Source organism: Xanthobacter sp. DMC12 (assembly GCF_056314105.1).
Genome location: NZ_JBQUYZ010000006.1, coordinates 23,544 through 41,038 on the forward strand (window position 1 = coordinate 23,544; position 17,495 = coordinate 41,038).

Sequence of the window (17,495 nt, forward strand, 5' to 3'; positions counted from 1 at the left end):
ATTGAGGTTCCGGTGCCGGCGCGGCGAGCCCGCCTCCTTCGGGAGGACAGGGGCCGGCCCGAGAGACCAGGACGGACGAGGATCGAGATGGCGCAAACGTTCACCGGTCGTAAGCGGATCCGCAAGTTCTTCGGCAAGATCAAGGAAGTGGCCGAGATGCCGAACCTCATCGAGGTTCAGAAGGCGTCCTACGACCAGTTCCTCCAGATCGAGGAGCCCAAGGGCGGACGCGACGACGACGGCCTGCAGGCGGTGTTCAAGTCGGTGTTCCCCATCTCCGACTTCTCCGGCGCGGCCATGCTGGAGTTCGTGCGCTACGAGTTCGAGCCGCCGAAGTATGACGTGGACGAGTGCCGCCAGCGCGGCATGACGTTCGCCGCCCCGCTCAAGGTGACGCTCCGCCTCATCGTGTTCGATGTGGACCCGGACACTGGCGCCAAGTCCGTCAAGGACATTAAGGAGCAGGACGTCTACACCGGCGACATCCCGCTGATGACCATGAACGGCACGTTCATCGTCAACGGCACCGAGCGCGTCATCGTCTCCCAGATGCACCGTTCGCCCGGCGTCTTCTTCGACCACGACAAGGGCAAGACCCACTCCTCGGGCAAGCTCCTGTTCGCGGCGCGCATCATCCCCTATCGCGGGTCCTGGCTCGACATCGAGTTCGACGCCAAGGACATCGTCTATGCGCGCATCGATCGTCGCCGCAAGATTCCGGTGACGAGCCTGCTCTACGCCCTCGGCCTCGACAACGAGGAAATCCTCTCGACCTTCTATGAGAAGGTGCCTTACGAGCGCGCCAAGGGCGGCTGGCGCATGCCGTTCGATCCCAAGCGCATGAAGGGCTACAAGGCCGTCGCCGACCTGATCGACGCCGACACCGGCGAGGTCGTGCTCGAGGCCGGCAAGAAGCTCACCGTCCGCGCTGCGCGCCAGCTCGCCGAGAAGGGCCTCAAGGCCCTGCGCATCTCCGACGAGGAGATGGTCGGCCAGTACATCGCCGAGGATCTCGTGGACCTCCAGTCTGGCGAGATCCACGCCGAGGCCGGCGACGAGATCACCGAGAAGACGCTGAAGCTGCTTGAGGAAGCGGGCTACAACGAGATCCCGATCCTCGACATCGACCACGTCAACACCGGCGCCTACATCCGCAACACGCTGGCGGCCGACAAGAACGTGACCCGCGAGGACGCGCTCTTCGACATCTACCGCGTGATGCGCCCGGGCGAGCCGCCGACGCTCGATTCGGCGCAGGCCATGTTCCACTCGCTGTTCTTCGATCCGGAGCGCTACGACCTCTCCGCGGTCGGCCGCGTGAAGATGAACATGCGCCTCGACCTCGACTGCCCCGACACCGTGCGGGTGCTGCGCCGCGACGACATCCTGTCCGTCATCAAGACGCTGGTGGAGCTGCGCGACGGCAAGGGCGAGATCGACGACATCGACCACCTCGGCAACCGCCGCGTCCGCTCGGTCGGCGAGCTGATGGAGAACCAGTACCGCGTCGGCCTGCTGCGCATGGAACGCGCCATCAAGGAGCGCATGTCGTCCGTCGACATCGATACCGTGATGCCGCAGGACCTCATCAACGCGAAGCCGGTGGCGGCTGCGGTGCGCGAGTTCTTCGGCTCCTCGCAGCTGTCGCAGTTCATGGACCAGACCAACCCGCTCTCCGAGATCACGCACAAGAGGCGTCTCTCGGCGCTTGGCCCGGGCGGTCTGACCCGCGAGCGCGCCGGCTTCGAGGTGCGCGACGTGCACCCGACCCACTACGGCCGCATCTGCCCCATCGAGACGCCGGAAGGCCCGAACATCGGCCTCATCAACTCGCTGGCGACGTTCGCCCGCGTGAACAAGTACGGCTTCATCGAGGCGCCCTACCGCCGCGTGGTGGATTCCAAGGTCACCGACGAGGTGGTCTATCTCTCCGCCATGGAGGAGGGGAAGTACTACGTCGCGCAGGCCAACATCCCGCTCGACAAGGACGGCCGCTTCGAGGAAGACCTCATCGTCTGCCGCCATGCGGGCGACGTGCTCCTCGTCAGCCCCGACCGCGTGGACTTCATGGACGTGTCGCCGAAGCAGCTCGTTTCGGTGGCCGCGGCGCTCATCCCGTTCCTTGAGAACGACGACGCCAACCGCGCGCTCATGGGCTCCAACATGCAGCGCCAGGCGGTTCCGCTGGTGCGCTCGCAGGCGCCGCTGGTCGGCACCGGCATGGAAGCCGTGGTCGCCCGCGACTCCGGCGCCGCCATCGCCGCCCGCCGCACCGGCGTGATCGATCAGGTGGACGCCACCCGTATCGTTATCCGCGCCACGGAAGAGTCCGACCCTTCCAAGTCGGGTGTCGACATCTACCGGCTGATGAAGTTCCAGCGCTCGAACCAGTCGACCTGCATCAACCAGCGTCCGCTGGTGCGCGTGGGCGACCAGGTGAAGAAGGGCGACATCATCGCTGACGGCCCGTCCACGGAACTGGGCGAGCTCGCGCTCGGCCGCAACGTGCTCGTCGCCTTCATGCCGTGGAACGGCTACAACTTCGAGGACTCGATCCTGCTCTCGGAGAACATCGTCAAGGAAGACGTGTTCACCTCGATCCACATCGAGGAATTCGAGTGCATGGCCCGCGACACCAAGCTCGGGCCTGAGGAAATCACCCGCGACATTCCCAACGTCTCGGAAGAGGCGCTGAAGAATCTCGACGAGGCGGGCATCGTCTATATCGGTGCCGAGGTCCGCGCGGGCGATATCCTGGTCGGCAAGATCACGCCGAAGGGCGAGAGCCCGATGACGCCGGAGGAGAAGCTCCTCCGTGCCATCTTCGGCGAGAAGGCCGCCGATGTGCGCGATACCTCGCTTCGCCTGCCGCCGGGCACCACGGGCACCATCGTCGAGGTGCGCGTGTTCAACCGTCACGGCGTCGACAAGGACGAGCGTGCGCTGGCCATCGAGCGCGAGGAGATCGAGCGTCTCGCCAAGGACCGTGACGACGAGCAGGCGATCCTCGATCGCAACGTCTACGGCCGCCTGACCGAGATTCTGGACGGCAAGGTCGCCATCGCGGGGCCGAAGGGCTTCAAGAAGGAGACCGCCGTCACCCGCGAGATCCTCGGCGAGTATCCCCGCTCGCAGTGGTGGCTGTTCGCGGTCGCCGACGACGCCATCATGGCCGAGCTGGAGGCGATCCGCGCCCAGTACGACGACTCGAAGAAGCGGCTCGAGCAGCGCTTCCTCGACAAGGTCGAGAAGCTGCAACGCGGCGACGAGCTGCCCCCCGGCGTGATGAAGATGGTCAAGGTCTTCGTCGCGGTGAAGCGCAAGATCCAGCCCGGCGACAAGATGGCCGGCCGCCACGGCAACAAGGGCGTGGTCTCGCGCATCGTGCCGGTGGAGGACATGCCGTTCCTCGAGGACGGCACGAACGTGGACATCGTGCTGAACCCGCTGGGCGTGCCTTCGCGCATGAACGTCGGGCAGATCCTCGAGACGCATCTCGGCTGGGCCTGCGCGGGCCTCGGCCGGCAGGTGGCCGCCGCGGCGGAAGCCTATTACGCCAAGCAGGATCTGAAGCCGCTGCGCGATCGGCTGGAGACCATCTACGGCAAGGAAGAGATCGAGCAGCTCAAGGATTCCGAGCTGCCCGAACTCGGCGAGAACCTGCGCAAGGGCGTGCCGATGGCCACTCCGGTCTTCGACGGCGCCCACGAGGCGGACATCGAGCACGAACTGGAACGGGCGGGCCTCGACCGCTCCGGCCAGTCCACGCTGTTCGACGGACGCACCGGCGAGCCGTTCGATCGTAAGGTGACGGTCGGCTACATCTACATGCTGAAGTTGCACCACCTGGTCGACGACAAGATCCACGCCCGGTCCATCGGCCCCTACTCGCTCGTGACCCAGCAGCCGCTGGGCGGCAAGGCGCAGTTCGGCGGCCAGCGCTTCGGCGAAATGGAGGTGTGGGCACTCGAAGCCTACGGCGCCGCTTACACTCTGCAGGAGATGCTCACCGTGAAGTCGGACGACGTGGCCGGCCGCACCAAGGTCTACGAGGCCATCGTGCGCGGCGAAGACACGTTCGAGAGCGGCATTCCCGAGAGCTTCAACGTGCTCGTGAAGGAAATGCGCTCGCTCGGCCTCAACGTCGATCTCGAGAACACCTGACGGGCGCTTTGAGCCCGTCGCCCCGCGCAAAGCGGATTGCCCGACCGGCGCTTCTGCCGGCCGGGCCTCAAGTTAAAGGCCCACTTCGTTTGGGAGCCAGCTCATGAATCAGGAAATCCTGAACGTCTTCAATCCGACCGTTCCGGCCCCGAGCTTCAATCAGATCCGCATCTCGATCGCGAGCCCGGAGAAGATCAAGTCCTGGTCCTACGGCGAGATCAAGAAGCCGGAAACCATCAACTACCGTACGTTCAAGCCCGAGCGTGACGGCTTGTTCTGCGCGCGCATCTTCGGTCCCATCAAGGACTACGAGTGCCTGTGCGGCAAGTACAAGCGGATGAAGTACAAGGGCATCATCTGCGAGAAGTGCGGCGTCGAGGTCACCCTGTCGCGCGTGCGCCGCGAGCGCATGGGCCACATCGAGCTCGCCGCCCCGGTGGCGCACATCTGGTTCCTGAAGTCGCTGCCGAGCCGCATCGGCCTGCTGCTCGACATGACGCTCAAGGATCTCGAGCGCATCCTGTACTTCGAGTATTTCGTCGTCATCGAGCCGGGCATCACCAAGCTCAAGTACCGTCAGCTCCTCTCCGAGGACGACTACCTGCGCGCCCAGGACGAGTACGGCGAGTCGAGCTTCACCGCCATGATCGGCGCCGAGGCCATCCGCGAGCTGCTGCGCTCCATGGACCTCGAGAAGATCGCCGCCGATCTGCGCGTGGAGATCTCCGAGGCCACCACCGAGCTGAAGCCCAAGAAGCTCGCCAAGCGCCTGAAGATCGTCGAGGCCTTCCAGCTCTCCGGCAACAAGCCGGAGTGGATGATCCTCACGCACGTCCCGGTGATCCCGCCGGACCTGCGTCCGCTGGTCCCCCTGGACGGCGGCCGGTTCGCGACCTCCGACCTGAACGACCTCTACCGCCGCGTCATCAACCGCAACAACCGCCTCAAGCGGCTGATCGAGCTGCGCGCGCCGGACATCATCATCCGCAACGAGAAGCGCATGCTTCAGGAAGCGGTTGACGCGCTGTTCGACAACGGCCGCCGCGGCCGCGTCATCACCGGCGCCAACAAGCGTCCGCTGAAGTCGCTCGCCGACATGCTGAAGGGCAAGCAGGGCCGGTTCCGCCAGAACCTGCTCGGCAAGCGCGTGGACTATTCCGGCCGCTCGGTGATCGTGGTGGGTCCGGAGCTGAAGCTGCACCAGTGCGGCCTGCCCAAGAAGATGGCGCTGGAGCTGTTCAAGCCCTTCATCTATTCGCGCCTCGACGCGAAGGGCCATTCGGCGACCGTCAAGCAGGCGAAGAAGCTGGTGGAGAAGGAGCGTCCCGAGGTTTGGGACATCCTCGACGAGGTGATCCGCGAGCACCCGGTGATGCTGAACCGCGCGCCGACGCTCCACCGCCTCGGCATCCAGGCGTTCGAGCCGGTGCTCATCGAAGGCAAGGCGATCCAGCTGCACCCGCTCGTCTGCTCGGCGTTCAACGCCGACTTCGACGGCGACCAGATGGCCGTCCACGTCCCGCTCTCGCTGGAAGCCCAGCTGGAAGCGCGCGTGCTGATGATGTCCACCAACAACATCCTGCACCCGGCGAACGGTCAGCCGATCATCGTGCCGTCGCAGGACATCGTACTCGGCCTCTACTACCTCTCCATCATGAAGGAGAAGGAGCCGGGTGAGGGCATGATGTTCGCCAACATGGCGGAGATCGACCACGCGCTGAATGCCAAGGCGATCACCCTCGCCACCAAGATCAAGGGCCGCTACATCGGCATCGGCCCGGACGGCAAGCAGTATTCCAAGATCTATGAGACCACCCCCGGTCGCATGAAGATCGGCGAGCTGCTGCCCAAGGATCCGAAGCTCTCCTACGACGTCGTCAACAAGCTGATGACGAAGAAGGAAATCTCCAACATGATCGATGCCGTGTACCGGCACTGCGGTCAGAAGGAGAGCGTGATCTTCTGCGACCGCATCATGGCGCTCGGCTTCTACAACGCGTTCCGCGCCGGTATCTCGTTCGGCAAGGACGACATGGTGGTGCCGAAGAAGAAGTGGGATCTGGTCGAAGAGACTCGCGCGCTCACCAAGGAGTATGAGCAGCAGTACAACGACGGCCTCATCACCCAGGGTGAGAAGTACAACAAGGTCGTTGACGCCTGGGGCAAGTGCTCCGATCGCGTCGCCGAGGAGATGATGAAGGAAATCTCTTCGGTCAAGAAGGACCCGAAGACCGGCCGCGAGAAGCAGATCAACTCGATCTACATGATGAGCCACTCCGGAGCGCGTGGGTCGCCCGCTCAGATGAAGCAGCTTGCCGGCATGCGCGGCCTCATGGCCAAGCCGTCGGGCGAGATCATCGAGAGCCCGATCATCTCGAACTTCAAGGAAGGCCTGACCGTGATGGAGTACTTCAACTCCACCCACGGCGCGCGTAAGGGCCTTGCCGACACCGCTCTGAAGACGGCCAACTCGGGCTATCTCACCCGTCGTCTCGTCGACGTCGCGCAGGATTCCATCATCACCGAGCGCGATTGCGGCTCGGACAAGGGAATCCACATGCGCGCCATCATCGACGCGGGCCAGATCGTGGCCTCGCTCGCCTCGCGCGTCCTCGGCCGCACCGCGGCGGAAGACATCGTGGAGCCCGCGACCGGCGACATCATCGTGCCGAAGGGCCAGATGATCGAGGAGCCGCACGTCGAGCGGATCAACAAGTCCGGCATCCAGGAGATCAAGATCCGTTCGGTCTTGACCTGCGAGACCCGCAACGGCGTGTGCGGCACCTGCTACGGGCGAGATCTCGCCCGCGGCACGCCCGTCAACATGGGTGAAGCGGTCGGCGTCATCGCCGCCCAGTCCATCGGCGAGCCGGGCACCCAGCTCACCATGCGCACGTTCCACATCGGCGGCGCGGCGACACTCGCCGACTCGTCCTTCGTGGAATCGAACTTCGAGGGCTCCGTCCGCATCCGCAACCGCAACGTGGCGCGGAACTCGGACGGCGACCTCGTGGTCATGGGCCGCAACCTCGCGGTGGTCATCGTCGACCATGACGGCACCGAGCGCGCGGTGAACCGCGTGCAGTACGGCGCTCGCCTCAAGGTGGACGAGGGCGACACCATCAAGCGCGGCCAGCGCATTGCCGAGTGGGACCCCTACACCCGTCCGATCCTCACCGAGGTGGACGGCACGGTGGCCTTCGAGGACCTGATGGAAGGCGCGTCCATGAACGAGACGGTCGACGAGTCGACCGGCATCGCCAAGCGCGTCGTCACCGACAGCCGCTCCGGCCGCGGTCCGGAACTGCGCCCGGCCATCCTCATCAAGGGGAAGGACGGGAAGGTCTCCAAGCTGCCGCGCGGCGGCGATGCCCGCTATCCGCTGCCGGTGGAGGCGATCATCTCGGTCGATCCGAACCAGAGCCTGAAGGCCGGCGACGCGGTGGCCCGCGTGCCCATGGAGAGCGCCAAGACGCGCGACATCACGGGCGGTCTGCCGCGCGTGGCGGAGCTGTTCGAGGCGCGCCGTCCCAAGGACGCGGCCATCATCGCGGAGATTTCCGGCACCATCCGGTTCGGCCGCGACTACAAGAACAAGCGCCGCCTCTCCATCGAGCCGGCGGACGGCGGGGATCCGGTCGAGTACCTGATCCCGAAGGGCAAGCACATCCATCTCCAGGACGGCGACGTGGTGGAGAAGGGCGATTTCATCGTCGACGGCAATCCGGCGCCGCACGACATCCTGGCGATCAAGGGCGTGGAAGAGCTTGCCGCCTTCCTCGTGAACGAGATCCAGGAGGTCTACCGGCTCCAGGGCGTGAACATCAATGACAAGCACATTGAGGTGATCGTTCGGAACATGCTGCAGAAGATCGAGATCGACGACGCCGGCGAGACCGACTTCCTCGATGGCGAGCAGGTCGACCGTCTCGAGTTCATCGAGGCGAACGAGAAGGCTGCGGAGGAGGCGAAGAAGCCCGCTACCGGCCGGCCCGTGCTGCTCGGCATCACCAAGGCGTCGCTGCAGACCCGCTCGTTCTTCTCGGCGGCCTCGTTCCAGGAGACCACCCGCGTCCTCACGGAAGCGGCGGTCAACGGCAAGATCGATCCGCTGGAAGGCCTCAAGGAGAACGTCATCGTCGGCCGCCTCATCCCGGCCGGCACCGGCGCCCAGATGAACCGCCTGCGGACCATCGCGACCAACCGTGACGATCTCATCGTCGCGACCCGCGACGAGCAGGGCGAGGGCCAGCCCCTCGTGGAAGGCCCCGCCGACGCAGCGGAGTGACCCCGGGGCCACGCCCGCATCCATCGAAAAGGCCGCCCCCCGGGGCGGCCTTTTCTTTTGCCGGTTGGCCCGGCGGCGTGCGTCGCTGATCGGGTCGATCTCCGGCATTGCCGAGGCGACGGTCGCAAGCTGACACTGCCCTTGGTTTCCTGGGGGAATCGGGGCACGGATCATGGTCAAGCTCAGGCGTAACCTCGGGCCGGTGGAGGCGGTGGGGCTTTCCGTCTCGGTGATGGCGCCGACCATGTCCATGGCGCTGAACGTGACGCTGGCGGTCGGCGCCGCCGGGGTGGCCGCGCCTCTCGGCTTTGCCGTGGGCACGCTGCTGGTGGCTATCGTCGGGTTCTCCTTCGTCTTCTTTGCCCGGAACACGACGCGCGCCGGCTCGGCCTATTCCTACATCGGCCAGACCTTTGGTCCCCGCGCCGGCTTCATCGCCGGCTGGTGCATGCTGCTGCTCTACATCGCCGGCGGCTCGGGCAGCGCGGCGCTGGTGGGGGACTTCCTGCGGGCGGCCTTCGCTGATCACGGCATCCACATCGGCAGCTGGTGGCTGGCGCTCGGCGTCGCGGCGCTGCTCATCGGCACGCTCTTCGCCTACCGGGACATGGCGGTCGCCGCGCGACTCATGCTGCTGCTGGAGCTGGGCTCCATCTGTGTCATCGTCTATCTCGGCGTGAAGATCCTGACGGCCGTCGGGGCCACTGGCGGCCTCACCGCCGCGCCGTTCCGGCCCGACCCCGCCATGGGCTGGTGGGGGGTGGGCTATGCCGTGGTGTTCGCCGTGCTGTCCTTCGCCGGCTTTGAGGCGGCGGCGACGCTGGCTGAGGAGACCGGCCAGCCGGGCCGCGCCATTCCCATCGCGCTGCTCGGCTCGGTGGTGCTTGCCGGCCTGTTCTTCGTCTTCGCCTCCTACATCCAGGTGGTGGGTTTCGGCGTCGACAACATGAAGGCCCTCGCCGCCGACGAGGCGCCGCTCAACACGCTCGCGCTGAAATACGGAACCGTGCGCATGGCGACCGCGCTGGATATCGCCGCCGCGGTGTCGGCCGTCTCCGCCGTGCTCGGCACGCTCTCCGCCGCCGGGCGCATGCTGTTCGTGCTCGGCCGCGCCGGCCTGTCGGAGGCGGCGGCGCGGGTGCACCCGGTGCATGGCACGCCGTCGGTGTCGGTACTGGTGGTGGGCCTGCTGATGCTTGCCGGGCTCCTCGCCTGGGCGCCCTTCATTGGCCCTGCCGACTATTACGACAATGTGGGGACCATCGGCGTGCTGGCGCTGATCTTCGCCTATCTCGGCGTCACGCTGGCGGCCGTCACCCACGCGGTGAAGGCGAAGAGCCTCGTGTGGCTGGCGCTGGGGCTGCTCGGGACGCTGGCCATGCTCTGGCCGCTCTACAATTCGATCTATCCCGTCCCCGCCTTCCCCGGGAACCTCTGGCCCTACGTGGTGGGCGCGTGGATCGCCCTTGGCGCGGCGCTGGCGATGCTGCGCCCGGGCATCCGCGACGCGGAACCGTAGGGCTCGCCCGATCTGGCTCCAGTCCTGCATGTCGAGCCTGCGGACGTGCGGCCGCGGCGCCTTTCCGACAGGGAGAGGGCGCGGACGCGCATCCGGGATCGGCTCGTGTCAGACACATGCGCGGGCGGGCACGAGGCGCGTCGCATGACCGACATGGGTTCGAGCGGGACGGAGCAATGGGTCGTCTGGAACGGCTCGCTGGGTGTGCTCGACATGGTCACCATCGGCCGTGTCGAGACGGGCGCCGGCGCGCGGCAGGCGTGGCTGGATGCGCCCTATGGCATCGTCGGTCCCTTCAGCCTGGATGAGTTGGAGGAGACGGGCCGCATCGCCTTCGGTGCCTGCTTCGTCATGTCCCGCCGGCGCTGGCAGGAGGATCAGGTGGAACTGCGCATCGCTGCGCAGAAGGCCCGCCGGGCGCTCATGTCCATGTTCGAGGGCGGCGAGGACGACAGCGCGCACCGCGAAGCCCTCGGCCTGCCGCCGGATGGGCGGCTCGACGCCACCGACATCAACGCCGCTTTCCGCCGCCGCGCCAAGACCGCCCATCCTGACGCCGGCGGCAGCGATGCGGAATACCGTCGTATCGCGGAGGCCCGGGACGCCCTGCTGGAGATGCTGGTGACCGTCTGAAGAGCACCCGCGATGGCCAAGGCTTAAGCCTTCGCCTATGGTGCCGCCCCGTTTCCCAGCCTGATCGTGTCTCAGTGAGCTTCGCCGCAGTCCTCCAAGCAACCCTCGATTTGACCGAGGAGGTCGACGCCGTCGCGCGTCCGGCCGATGCCGTCGTTTCCGACTTCTTCCACACCCGGCGCGACATTCCGGCGGTGCAGCGGGGGCCGATCTCCGAACTGCTCTACATCCTGTTGCGCCACCACGCCCGCCTCGGCTGGTGGCTGAAGCGGCACGGGAGGGCGGACACTCCCCGCAACCGGCTTCTGGCCTGGCTGATGCTCGGCGGCGGCAAGACCCGCGACCAGGTGCAGGCCCTGTTCAACGGCGTCAAGTTCGGCCCCGCCCCCCTCACCGATAAGGAGCGGGCGCTGCTGGTGAAGCTCCAAGGCGCGCGGATAGATCACGCCTCCATGCCGGACGACGTACGCTACGAATGCCCCGACTGGGCGGCGGAGCCTCTCCACCGCCGGTTCGGCGAGGCCTTCGCCCATGAGATGGCCGCGACGCTCACGCCTGCGCCGCTCGACCTGCGCGTCAATCCCATCAAGGCCGATCGCGTCCAGATGCTGGAGGCCCTGCGCGCCCTCGGCCTGCCGGCCGAGCTGTCGCCTCTATCGCCCTATGGCATCCGGGTCAGCGAGCGCCCGGCGCTCAACCGCCTGCCCATGCTGAAGACCGGCGAAGTGGAGATCCAGGACGAGGGCTCCCAGATGGTCGCCGTCGTGGTGGATGCCAAGCCCGGTGATCGGGTGGTGGACTTCTGTGCCGGTGCCGGCGGCAAGACGCTGGCCATCGCCGCGCAGATGAAGAACAAGGGCCACGTCATCGCCTGCGACGTGCTGGACGGCCGCCTCAAGCGCGCCGCCGAGCGGTTCCGGCGGGCAGGGCTCCACAATATCGAGACGAGGCCGCTGGCCAGCGAGACCGACCGCTGGGTGAAGCGTCACAAGGCAAGCTTCGACCGCGTGCTGGTGGATGCGCCGTGCAGCGGCACCGGCACATGGCGGCGCAATCCCGATGCGCGCTGGCGCGTGCTGGGGCCTGGGCTTGATGCGCTGCTGCCGTTGCAGGCCCGCATTCTTGCCAGCGCGGCGCGGCTGGTGAAGCCGGGCGGGCGGCTGGTCTACGCCACCTGCTCGCTGCTGGCCGAGGAGAACGAGGATCAGGTGGCCGCCTTCCTCGCGGCGCACCCGGCTTTCCGTGTCGTTCCCCTCAGCGAGGTGGCGCCGCAGATCGCCGGCTCCGCGCATCCGGACTATCTGGCGCTCACGCCCGCGCGGCACGACACGGACGGCTTCTTCGCCGCCGTGCTTCAGCGCGAGGCGGCTGCGACCGAGACGGACGCAGCCCCCGAATAGACCTTCTCACTTCTTGCGCAGCGGCACGCCCTTGGTTGTGAAGCGCTGCGCGCCAGCAGGGGCGGGCCGCACGGGGCGGCGCGTGCCGGCGGCCTTGCCGGTGCCGGGCGGTTGGTGGGCCGGCACGAGCTGGTCGGGGCGCGGGCCGATGAGGTCGGCGCGGCCCATGCTTTTTAGCGCCTCGCGCAGCAGCGGCCAGTTGTCCGGATCGTGGTAGCGCAGGAAGGCCTTGTGCAGCCGGCGCTGGCGCAGCCCCGTCACGGTCGTCACCCGATCACTGCCGCCATGCCGCACCGCCCGGAGCGGATTGACGCCGGTGTGGTACATGGCGGTGGCGGTTGCCATGGGGGAGGGCAGGAAGGTCTGCACCTGGTCGGCGCGGTAGCGGTTCTTCTTGAGCCAGAGCGCGAGGTTCATCATGTCCTCGTCGGTCGTGCCCGGATGCGCGGCGATGAAATAGGGGATGAGGTAGTATTTCTTCCCCGCCTGCTTCACCGCGGCGTCGAACATCTCCTTGAAGCGATCATAGGTGCCGATGCCCGGCTTCATCATCTTGTCGAGCGGGCCGCGCTCCGTGTGCTCCGGGGCGATCTTCAGGTAGCCGCCCACATGGTGGGTCACCAGCTCCTTGATATATTCCGGGCTCTCCACGGCGAGGTCGTAGCGCACGCCGGAGGCGACCATCACCTTCTTCACCCCCTCCACCTCGCGCACCTTGCGATAGAGGCGGATGAGGTCGTCGTGGGAGGTGTTGAGGTTCGGGCAGATGCCGGGAAAGACGCAGGACGGGCGCCGGCAGGCGGCCTCGATCTTCGGGTCCTTGCAGGCCATCCGGTACATGTTGGCGGTCGGGCCGCCGATGTCGGAAATGACGCCGGTGAAGCCCGGGGTCTTGTCGCGGATCAGCTCGATCTCGCGCAGGATCGAGCCTTCCGAGCGGTTCTGGATGATGCGCCCCTCATGCTCGGTGATCGAGCAGAAGGTGCAGCCGCCGAAGCAGCCGCGCATGATCGTCACCGAGAAGCGGATCATGTCCCACGCGGGGATTTTCGCGTCGCCATAGGAGGGGTGCGGCGCGCGGGCGTAGGGCAGGTCGTAGACCGCGTCCATCTCCTGCGTGGTGAGGGGAATGGGCGGCGGGTTCAGCCACAGGTCGCGGTCGCCGTGGCGCTGGACGAGGGGGCGGGCGTTACCCGGGTTGCTCTCCCGGTGCAGCACGCGGGAAGCGCGGGCATAGGCCTCCTTGTCCACCTCCACCTGCTCGTAGGCGGGTAGCCGGATCACCACGTCGCCCGGGTGGCGCGCGGCGCCCTCGTCCGAGGCGTCGAGGTCGTCGGCGTGGAGTTCGGTGTAGTGCTCGGGCACCCGGCGAAAGAGGGCGACGCCGCGCACGTCGTCGATGTCGCGCGGCGCCTCGCCGTCCGCGATGCGGTTCGCCACCTCCACCACGGCGCGCTCGGCGTTGCCGTAGATCAGCAGGTCCGCCTTGGCGTCGGCCAGGATGGAGCGGCGCACCTTGTCGGACCAATAGTCGTAGTGGGCGATCCGGCGCAGGGAGGCCTCGATGCCGCCGAGGATGATCGGCACGTCCCTGTACGCCTCGCGGCAGCGCTGCGTGTAGACGATGGTGGAGCGGTCCGGCCGCTTCCCGCCCTCGCCGCCGGCGGTATAGGCATCGTCATGGCGCAGCCGGCGGTCCGCCGTGTAGCGGTTGACCATGGAATCGAGGTTGCCGCCCGTGACGCCGAAGAACAGGCGCGGCTTGCCCAGCGCCTTGAACGGCTCCGCCGACTGCCAGTCCGGCTGGGAGATGATGCCGACGCGAAAGCCCTGTGCTTCCAGAAGCCGGCCGATGATGGCCATGCCGAAGCTCGGGTGATCCACATAGGCATCGCCCGTGACGAGAACGATGTCGCACTCATCCCATCCGAGCGCCGTCATCTCGGCGCGGCTCATGGGCAGGAAGGGAGCCGGCCGTCTGGCCGGGGCGGGCCAGGGCAGGAAAGTCAAAGGCTTCGTGGGGCAGACCTGTGTGTCCATGGGTGACGAATAGGGATCAAAAGCGGCAAATTCAACCGATCCCGGCCCTTGGAGGAACACATCTTCTCGTGCGGCCCCCTTCGCGTGCAAAGCGCGCTTGCGGAGGTGAAAGGTGCGCGGGGCGGCGGGCCGGGCTAGGTTGGCGGCAACGTTTCACAGCCCAGAAGTGTCTGCCTTGAAGAAGATCGGCTTTCTCTCGTTCGGCCACTGGACGCCCTCGTCCCAGTCGCAGACCCGCTCGGCGGCGGATGCGCTGCTGCAATCCCTCGAGCTTGCCGTGGCGGCCGAGGAACTCGGCGCGGACGGCGCCTATTTCCGCGTCCACCACTTCGCCCGCCAGCTTGCGGCCCCGTTCCCGCTGCTGGCGGCGGTGGGCGCGCGCACCAAGCGTATCGAGATCGGCACGGCCGTCATCGACATGCGCTACGAGAACCCCCTCTACATGGCGGAGGATGCCGGCGCGGCCGATCTCATCGCCGGCGGACGGCTTCAGCTCGGCATCAGCCGCGGCTCGCCGGAGCAGGTGATCGATGGCTGGCGCTATTTCGGCTACGGCCCGCCGGAAGGCCAGACCGCCGCCGACATGGCCCGCCGGCATGCGGAGGTGTTCCTGGAGGTGCTGAAGGGCGAGGGCTTCGCTGAGCCCAATCCGCGGCCCATGTTCCCCAACCCGCCCGGCAAGCTGCGGGTGGAGCCCCATTCGGAGGGGCTGCGCGATCGCATCTGGTGGGGCGCCAGCTCCAACGCCACCGCCGTGTGGGCGGCCAAGCTCGGGCTGAACCTGCAAAGCTCCACCCTGAAGGACGACGAGACGGGCGAGCCTTTCCACGTCCAGCAGGCCGCGCAGATCCGCGCCTACCGCGCCGCCTGGGCCGAGGCGGGCCATACCCGCACCCCGCGCGTCTCGGTGAGCCGCTCCATCTTTGCCCTCGTGGACGACCGCGACCGCGCCTATTTCGGCCGGGGCGGCAAGGAGGAGGATTCCATCGGCTTCATCGATGAGAAGACCCGCGCCATCTTCGGCCGCAGCTACGCCGCCGAGCCGGACGAGCTCATCAAGCAGCTCGCCGAAGACGAGGCCATCGCCGAGGCTGATACGCTCCTCCTCACCGTGCCGAACCAGCTGGGCGTCGATTACAACGCCCACGTCATCGAGGCCATCCTGACCCACGTGGCTCCGGCCCTCGGCTGGCGCTGAGGGCGAGTGCGCACGGCCGGCGGGGAACCCCCGCCGTGCCGGCTACCAGCCGTCGCAGAGGCGCATCCAGTGCCGGTGCTCGCGCGGGATGCGGCCGGCCTCGCAGGCCTGCCGGGCGGCGCCATCAAGCGCCATGAAGCACGACTTGCCCTCGCGCAGGTGCTGGCACCAGCCGCGATCCGCTGCGTCGTTGAACGACATGAAGCAGGATTTTCCCTCGACATAGGCCTGGCAGAAGCCACGGTCCGGGCCGTCGAAGGTCATGAAGCAGGATTTTTTCTTGGAGCAGATCTCCGGGACCGGCTGAGCCTGGGCGGAAACCCCGCCCAGCGCCGCGAGAAGCACCAGAAGTCCGATAAGCCGTTTCATCGTGTCCACCATTCGTGGGTGTTGTTGGCTCAGGCCGGGGCATCATGCCTTGTGGCGGATTTTCCCGTTCATCATGGTCAGCTCGACCTTCGCCTTGTGGATGTCGCGCGGATCGCCCTCAAGAATGTTGCGGTCGAGCACGATGAGGTCCGCAAGCTTGCCCGTCTCCAGCGAGCCGATCCTGTCGTCCATGCGGATCTGGTAGGCGGCGCCCAGCGTGTTGGCGTGGATCGCCTCGGCAACCGTCAGCCGCTCGTCGGCCGGCGCGAGCACGGCGGCATCCGGCTTCCCGATCAATTGGCGGGTGACACCCACCTCGATGGAATCGAGCGGCTTGTAGGTGGAGAAATAGCCCGCCGCCGGCCAGTCGGTGCCGAACGACACGCGCCCGCCCTCGCGCAGGATCGTCTTGGTGCGGTACATCTTGCTGGCGCGGGGCTGGCCGTAGCGCGCCAGCATGTTGATCATCGTGTCCGGATCGGCCGACGACCAGTTGGCGGAGAATTGCGCCGTCACGTTCAGCTTGGCGAAGCGCGGGTTGTCCACGTCCTCCACATAGACCAGATGGGCGATGGCGTTGCGGCGGTCGCGCCTGGGGTTGGTCGCGATCGCCTTCTCGATGGCGTCCAGCGCCACCCGCGCCGTGCGCTCGCCGCAGGCATGGACGTGGACGTCGTAGCCCGCCGCATCCACCGCGCCGATCAACTGGTGCCACTGCGCTTCCGCGAAGGGCGAGGCGCCGATGGAGCTGGGCATGTCGGCATAGGGCTCGATCAGCCACGCGGTGTAACCGCCCTGCGAGCCGTCGCCGACGATCTTCACGATGTCCACATGGACCAGCTCGCTCGACACCCGGCTGCTGACGTCCTTGAGCTTCTCGACCACATCGTCGATGGGCAGGCTCTTGACCGAATAGGAGGCCGACACCCGGAAGGGCAGGGCATCGCGCTTTTCCGCGTCCACATAGAGGTTGATGACCGCCCCCTGATCCGAGCCGATGGGCGGCACGCCGGCATCGAAGAGCGCGGTGATGCCGGCGGCGGAGGCCTTGGGCAGCCAGCCGTCCAGCAGCTTGCCCAGGTTGGCGGCGGTGATCGGCTCGACCGCATTGACGAGGGCGAGCACGGCGTTCACTTCCAGCACATAGCCCGTGGGCTCGCCCTTCTCGTCGCGGGCGTAATAGCTGAAGCGGGGGATGGGGTCGGGCGTGTCGCGGTTCACGCCGGCCATCTCCAGCGCCTTGGAATTCACCCACAGGCTGTGGCCGTCGATGGCGAAGAAGAAGGCGGGCCGGTCGGGCAGGATGCGGTCGAGCTCGGCGCGGGTCGGGCCTTCCGGCGGGAACATGTCTACCCGCCAGCCGAAGCCGCGAATGGGGCCGGTGGGGTTCTCCTTAGCATGTCGCTCGATGGCCGCCAGCGCATCCTTCAGGGTCGGCAATTGAAGATCGATGCCCGACGTGAGGAAGGCACCCAGCAGGGGATGGGTGTGTCCCTCCACGAACCCCGGCATGAGGAGGCGGCCCTTGAGGTCGATCACCTGCGTTTTTGGCCCGGCGAGGGCCATGGCCCCAGCCTCGTCGCCCACGTGGACGATGGTCTTGCCGCGCACGGCCACAGCCTTCGCCCAGGGCTGCGCGCCGGAGACGGTGTAGACCGCCCCGTTGCGGAACACGAAATCGGCCGGGCCGGTCGTGGCAGCGGCGGTCTGGGTCCCCTGCGCGCGCACCTCGCTCGCGCAGAAGACCGGCGCCATGGCAGCCGCTGCCGTCATGGCCATGCCGGCGCCGAGCACCGAGCGTCGGTTGAGCCCGCCCGCCCGGCCGAACGCCTCGAAATGGGGTGCCCATTCACACGCGATGCACATGCCGTCCCCTCCCATGAG

9 protein-coding genes are annotated in these 17,495 nt (G+C 67.1%); 6 read left to right on the forward strand and 3 right to left on the reverse strand.

Annotated features, from left to right (window positions below):
- Positions 1-87 precede the first annotated feature (87 nt).
- The 5 genes from rpoB to ACT535_RS20140 all read left to right on the forward strand — a co-directional run bounded on the left by rpoB (position 88) and on the right by ACT535_RS20140 (position 12,004).
- Complete coding sequence (rpoB, locus tag ACT535_RS20120) at positions 88-4,164, forward strand: DNA-directed RNA polymerase subunit beta (RefSeq protein WP_168456328.1); 4,077 nt, start codon at positions 88-90, stop codon at positions 4,162-4,164.
- Positions 4,165-4,267: 103 nt separating this feature from the next.
- Positions 4,268-8,452, forward strand: a complete 4,185-nt coding sequence (gene rpoC, locus ACT535_RS20125) for a DNA-directed RNA polymerase subunit beta' (protein WP_168456329.1) — start codon at positions 4,268-4,270, stop codon at positions 8,450-8,452.
- Positions 8,453-8,624: 172 nt separating this feature from the next.
- Positions 8,625-9,971: an APC family permease gene (locus tag ACT535_RS20130; RefSeq protein ID WP_476365773.1), complete on the forward strand. Its 1,347-nt coding sequence runs from the start codon at positions 8,625-8,627 to the stop codon at positions 9,969-9,971.
- 144 nt (positions 9,972-10,115) lie between these two features.
- Positions 10,116-10,604, forward strand: coding sequence for a J domain-containing protein (locus tag ACT535_RS20135; RefSeq protein ID WP_476365774.1), 489 nt, complete (start codon positions 10,116-10,118; stop codon positions 10,602-10,604).
- 74 nt (positions 10,605-10,678) lie between these two features.
- Positions 10,679-12,004: an RsmB/NOP family class I SAM-dependent RNA methyltransferase gene (locus ACT535_RS20140; protein ID WP_476365775.1), complete on the forward strand. Its 1,326-nt coding sequence runs from the start codon at positions 10,679-10,681 to the stop codon at positions 12,002-12,004.
- A 6-nt stretch (positions 12,005-12,010) separates the two neighbouring features.
- On the opposite strand, the gene ACT535_RS20145 is transcribed toward ACT535_RS20140, so the two are convergent.
- Positions 12,011-13,960 carry a YgiQ family radical SAM protein gene (locus ACT535_RS20145; RefSeq protein WP_476365776.1) on the reverse strand — a complete coding sequence of 650 codons (1,950 nt, stop codon included), beginning with the start codon at positions 13,958-13,960 and terminating at the stop codon, positions 12,011-12,013.
- A 259-nt stretch (positions 13,961-14,219) separates the two neighbouring features.
- On the opposite strand from ACT535_RS20145, the gene ACT535_RS20150 reads away from it, so the two are divergent.
- Complete coding sequence (locus tag ACT535_RS20150; protein ID WP_476365777.1) at positions 14,220-15,242, forward strand: LLM class flavin-dependent oxidoreductase; 1,023 nt, start codon at positions 14,220-14,222, stop codon at positions 15,240-15,242.
- Positions 15,243-15,284: 42 nt separating this feature from the next.
- On the opposite strand, the gene ACT535_RS20155 is transcribed toward ACT535_RS20150, so the two are convergent.
- Entirely contained in the window at positions 15,285-15,611 is a 327-nt protein-coding gene (locus tag ACT535_RS20155; protein WP_476365778.1) for a hypothetical protein, read from the reverse strand.
- A gap of 42 nt (positions 15,612-15,653) precedes the next feature.
- Positions 15,654-17,477 carry an amidohydrolase gene (locus tag ACT535_RS20160; protein ID WP_476365779.1) on the reverse strand — a complete coding sequence of 608 codons (1,824 nt, stop codon included), beginning with the start codon at positions 17,475-17,477 and terminating at the stop codon, positions 15,654-15,656.
- Between the last annotated feature and the right edge of the window lie 18 nt (positions 17,478-17,495).

Coding starts and splice junctions, on each gene's coding strand:
- rpoB (WP_168456328.1), top strand. CDS start 88: ATGGCGCAAACGTTCACCGGTCGTAAGCGGATCCGCAAGTTCTTCGGC.
- rpoC (WP_168456329.1), top strand. CDS start 4,268: ATGAATCAGGAAATCCTGAACGTCTTCAATCCGACCGTTCCGGCCCCG.
- ACT535_RS20130 (WP_476365773.1), top strand. CDS start 8,625: ATGGTCAAGCTCAGGCGTAACCTCGGGCCGGTGGAGGCGGTGGGGCTT.
- ACT535_RS20135 (WP_476365774.1), top strand. CDS start 10,116: ATGACCGACATGGGTTCGAGCGGGACGGAGCAATGGGTCGTCTGGAAC.
- ACT535_RS20145 (WP_476365776.1), bottom strand. CDS start 13,960: ATGAGCCGCGCCGAGATGACGGCGCTCGGATGGGATGAGTGCGACATC.
- ACT535_RS20155 (WP_476365778.1), bottom strand. CDS start 15,611: ATGAAACGGCTTATCGGACTTCTGGTGCTTCTCGCGGCGCTGGGCGGG.
- ACT535_RS20160 (WP_476365779.1), bottom strand. CDS start 17,477: ATGTGCATCGCGTGTGAATGGGCACCCCATTTCGAGGCGTTCGGCCGG.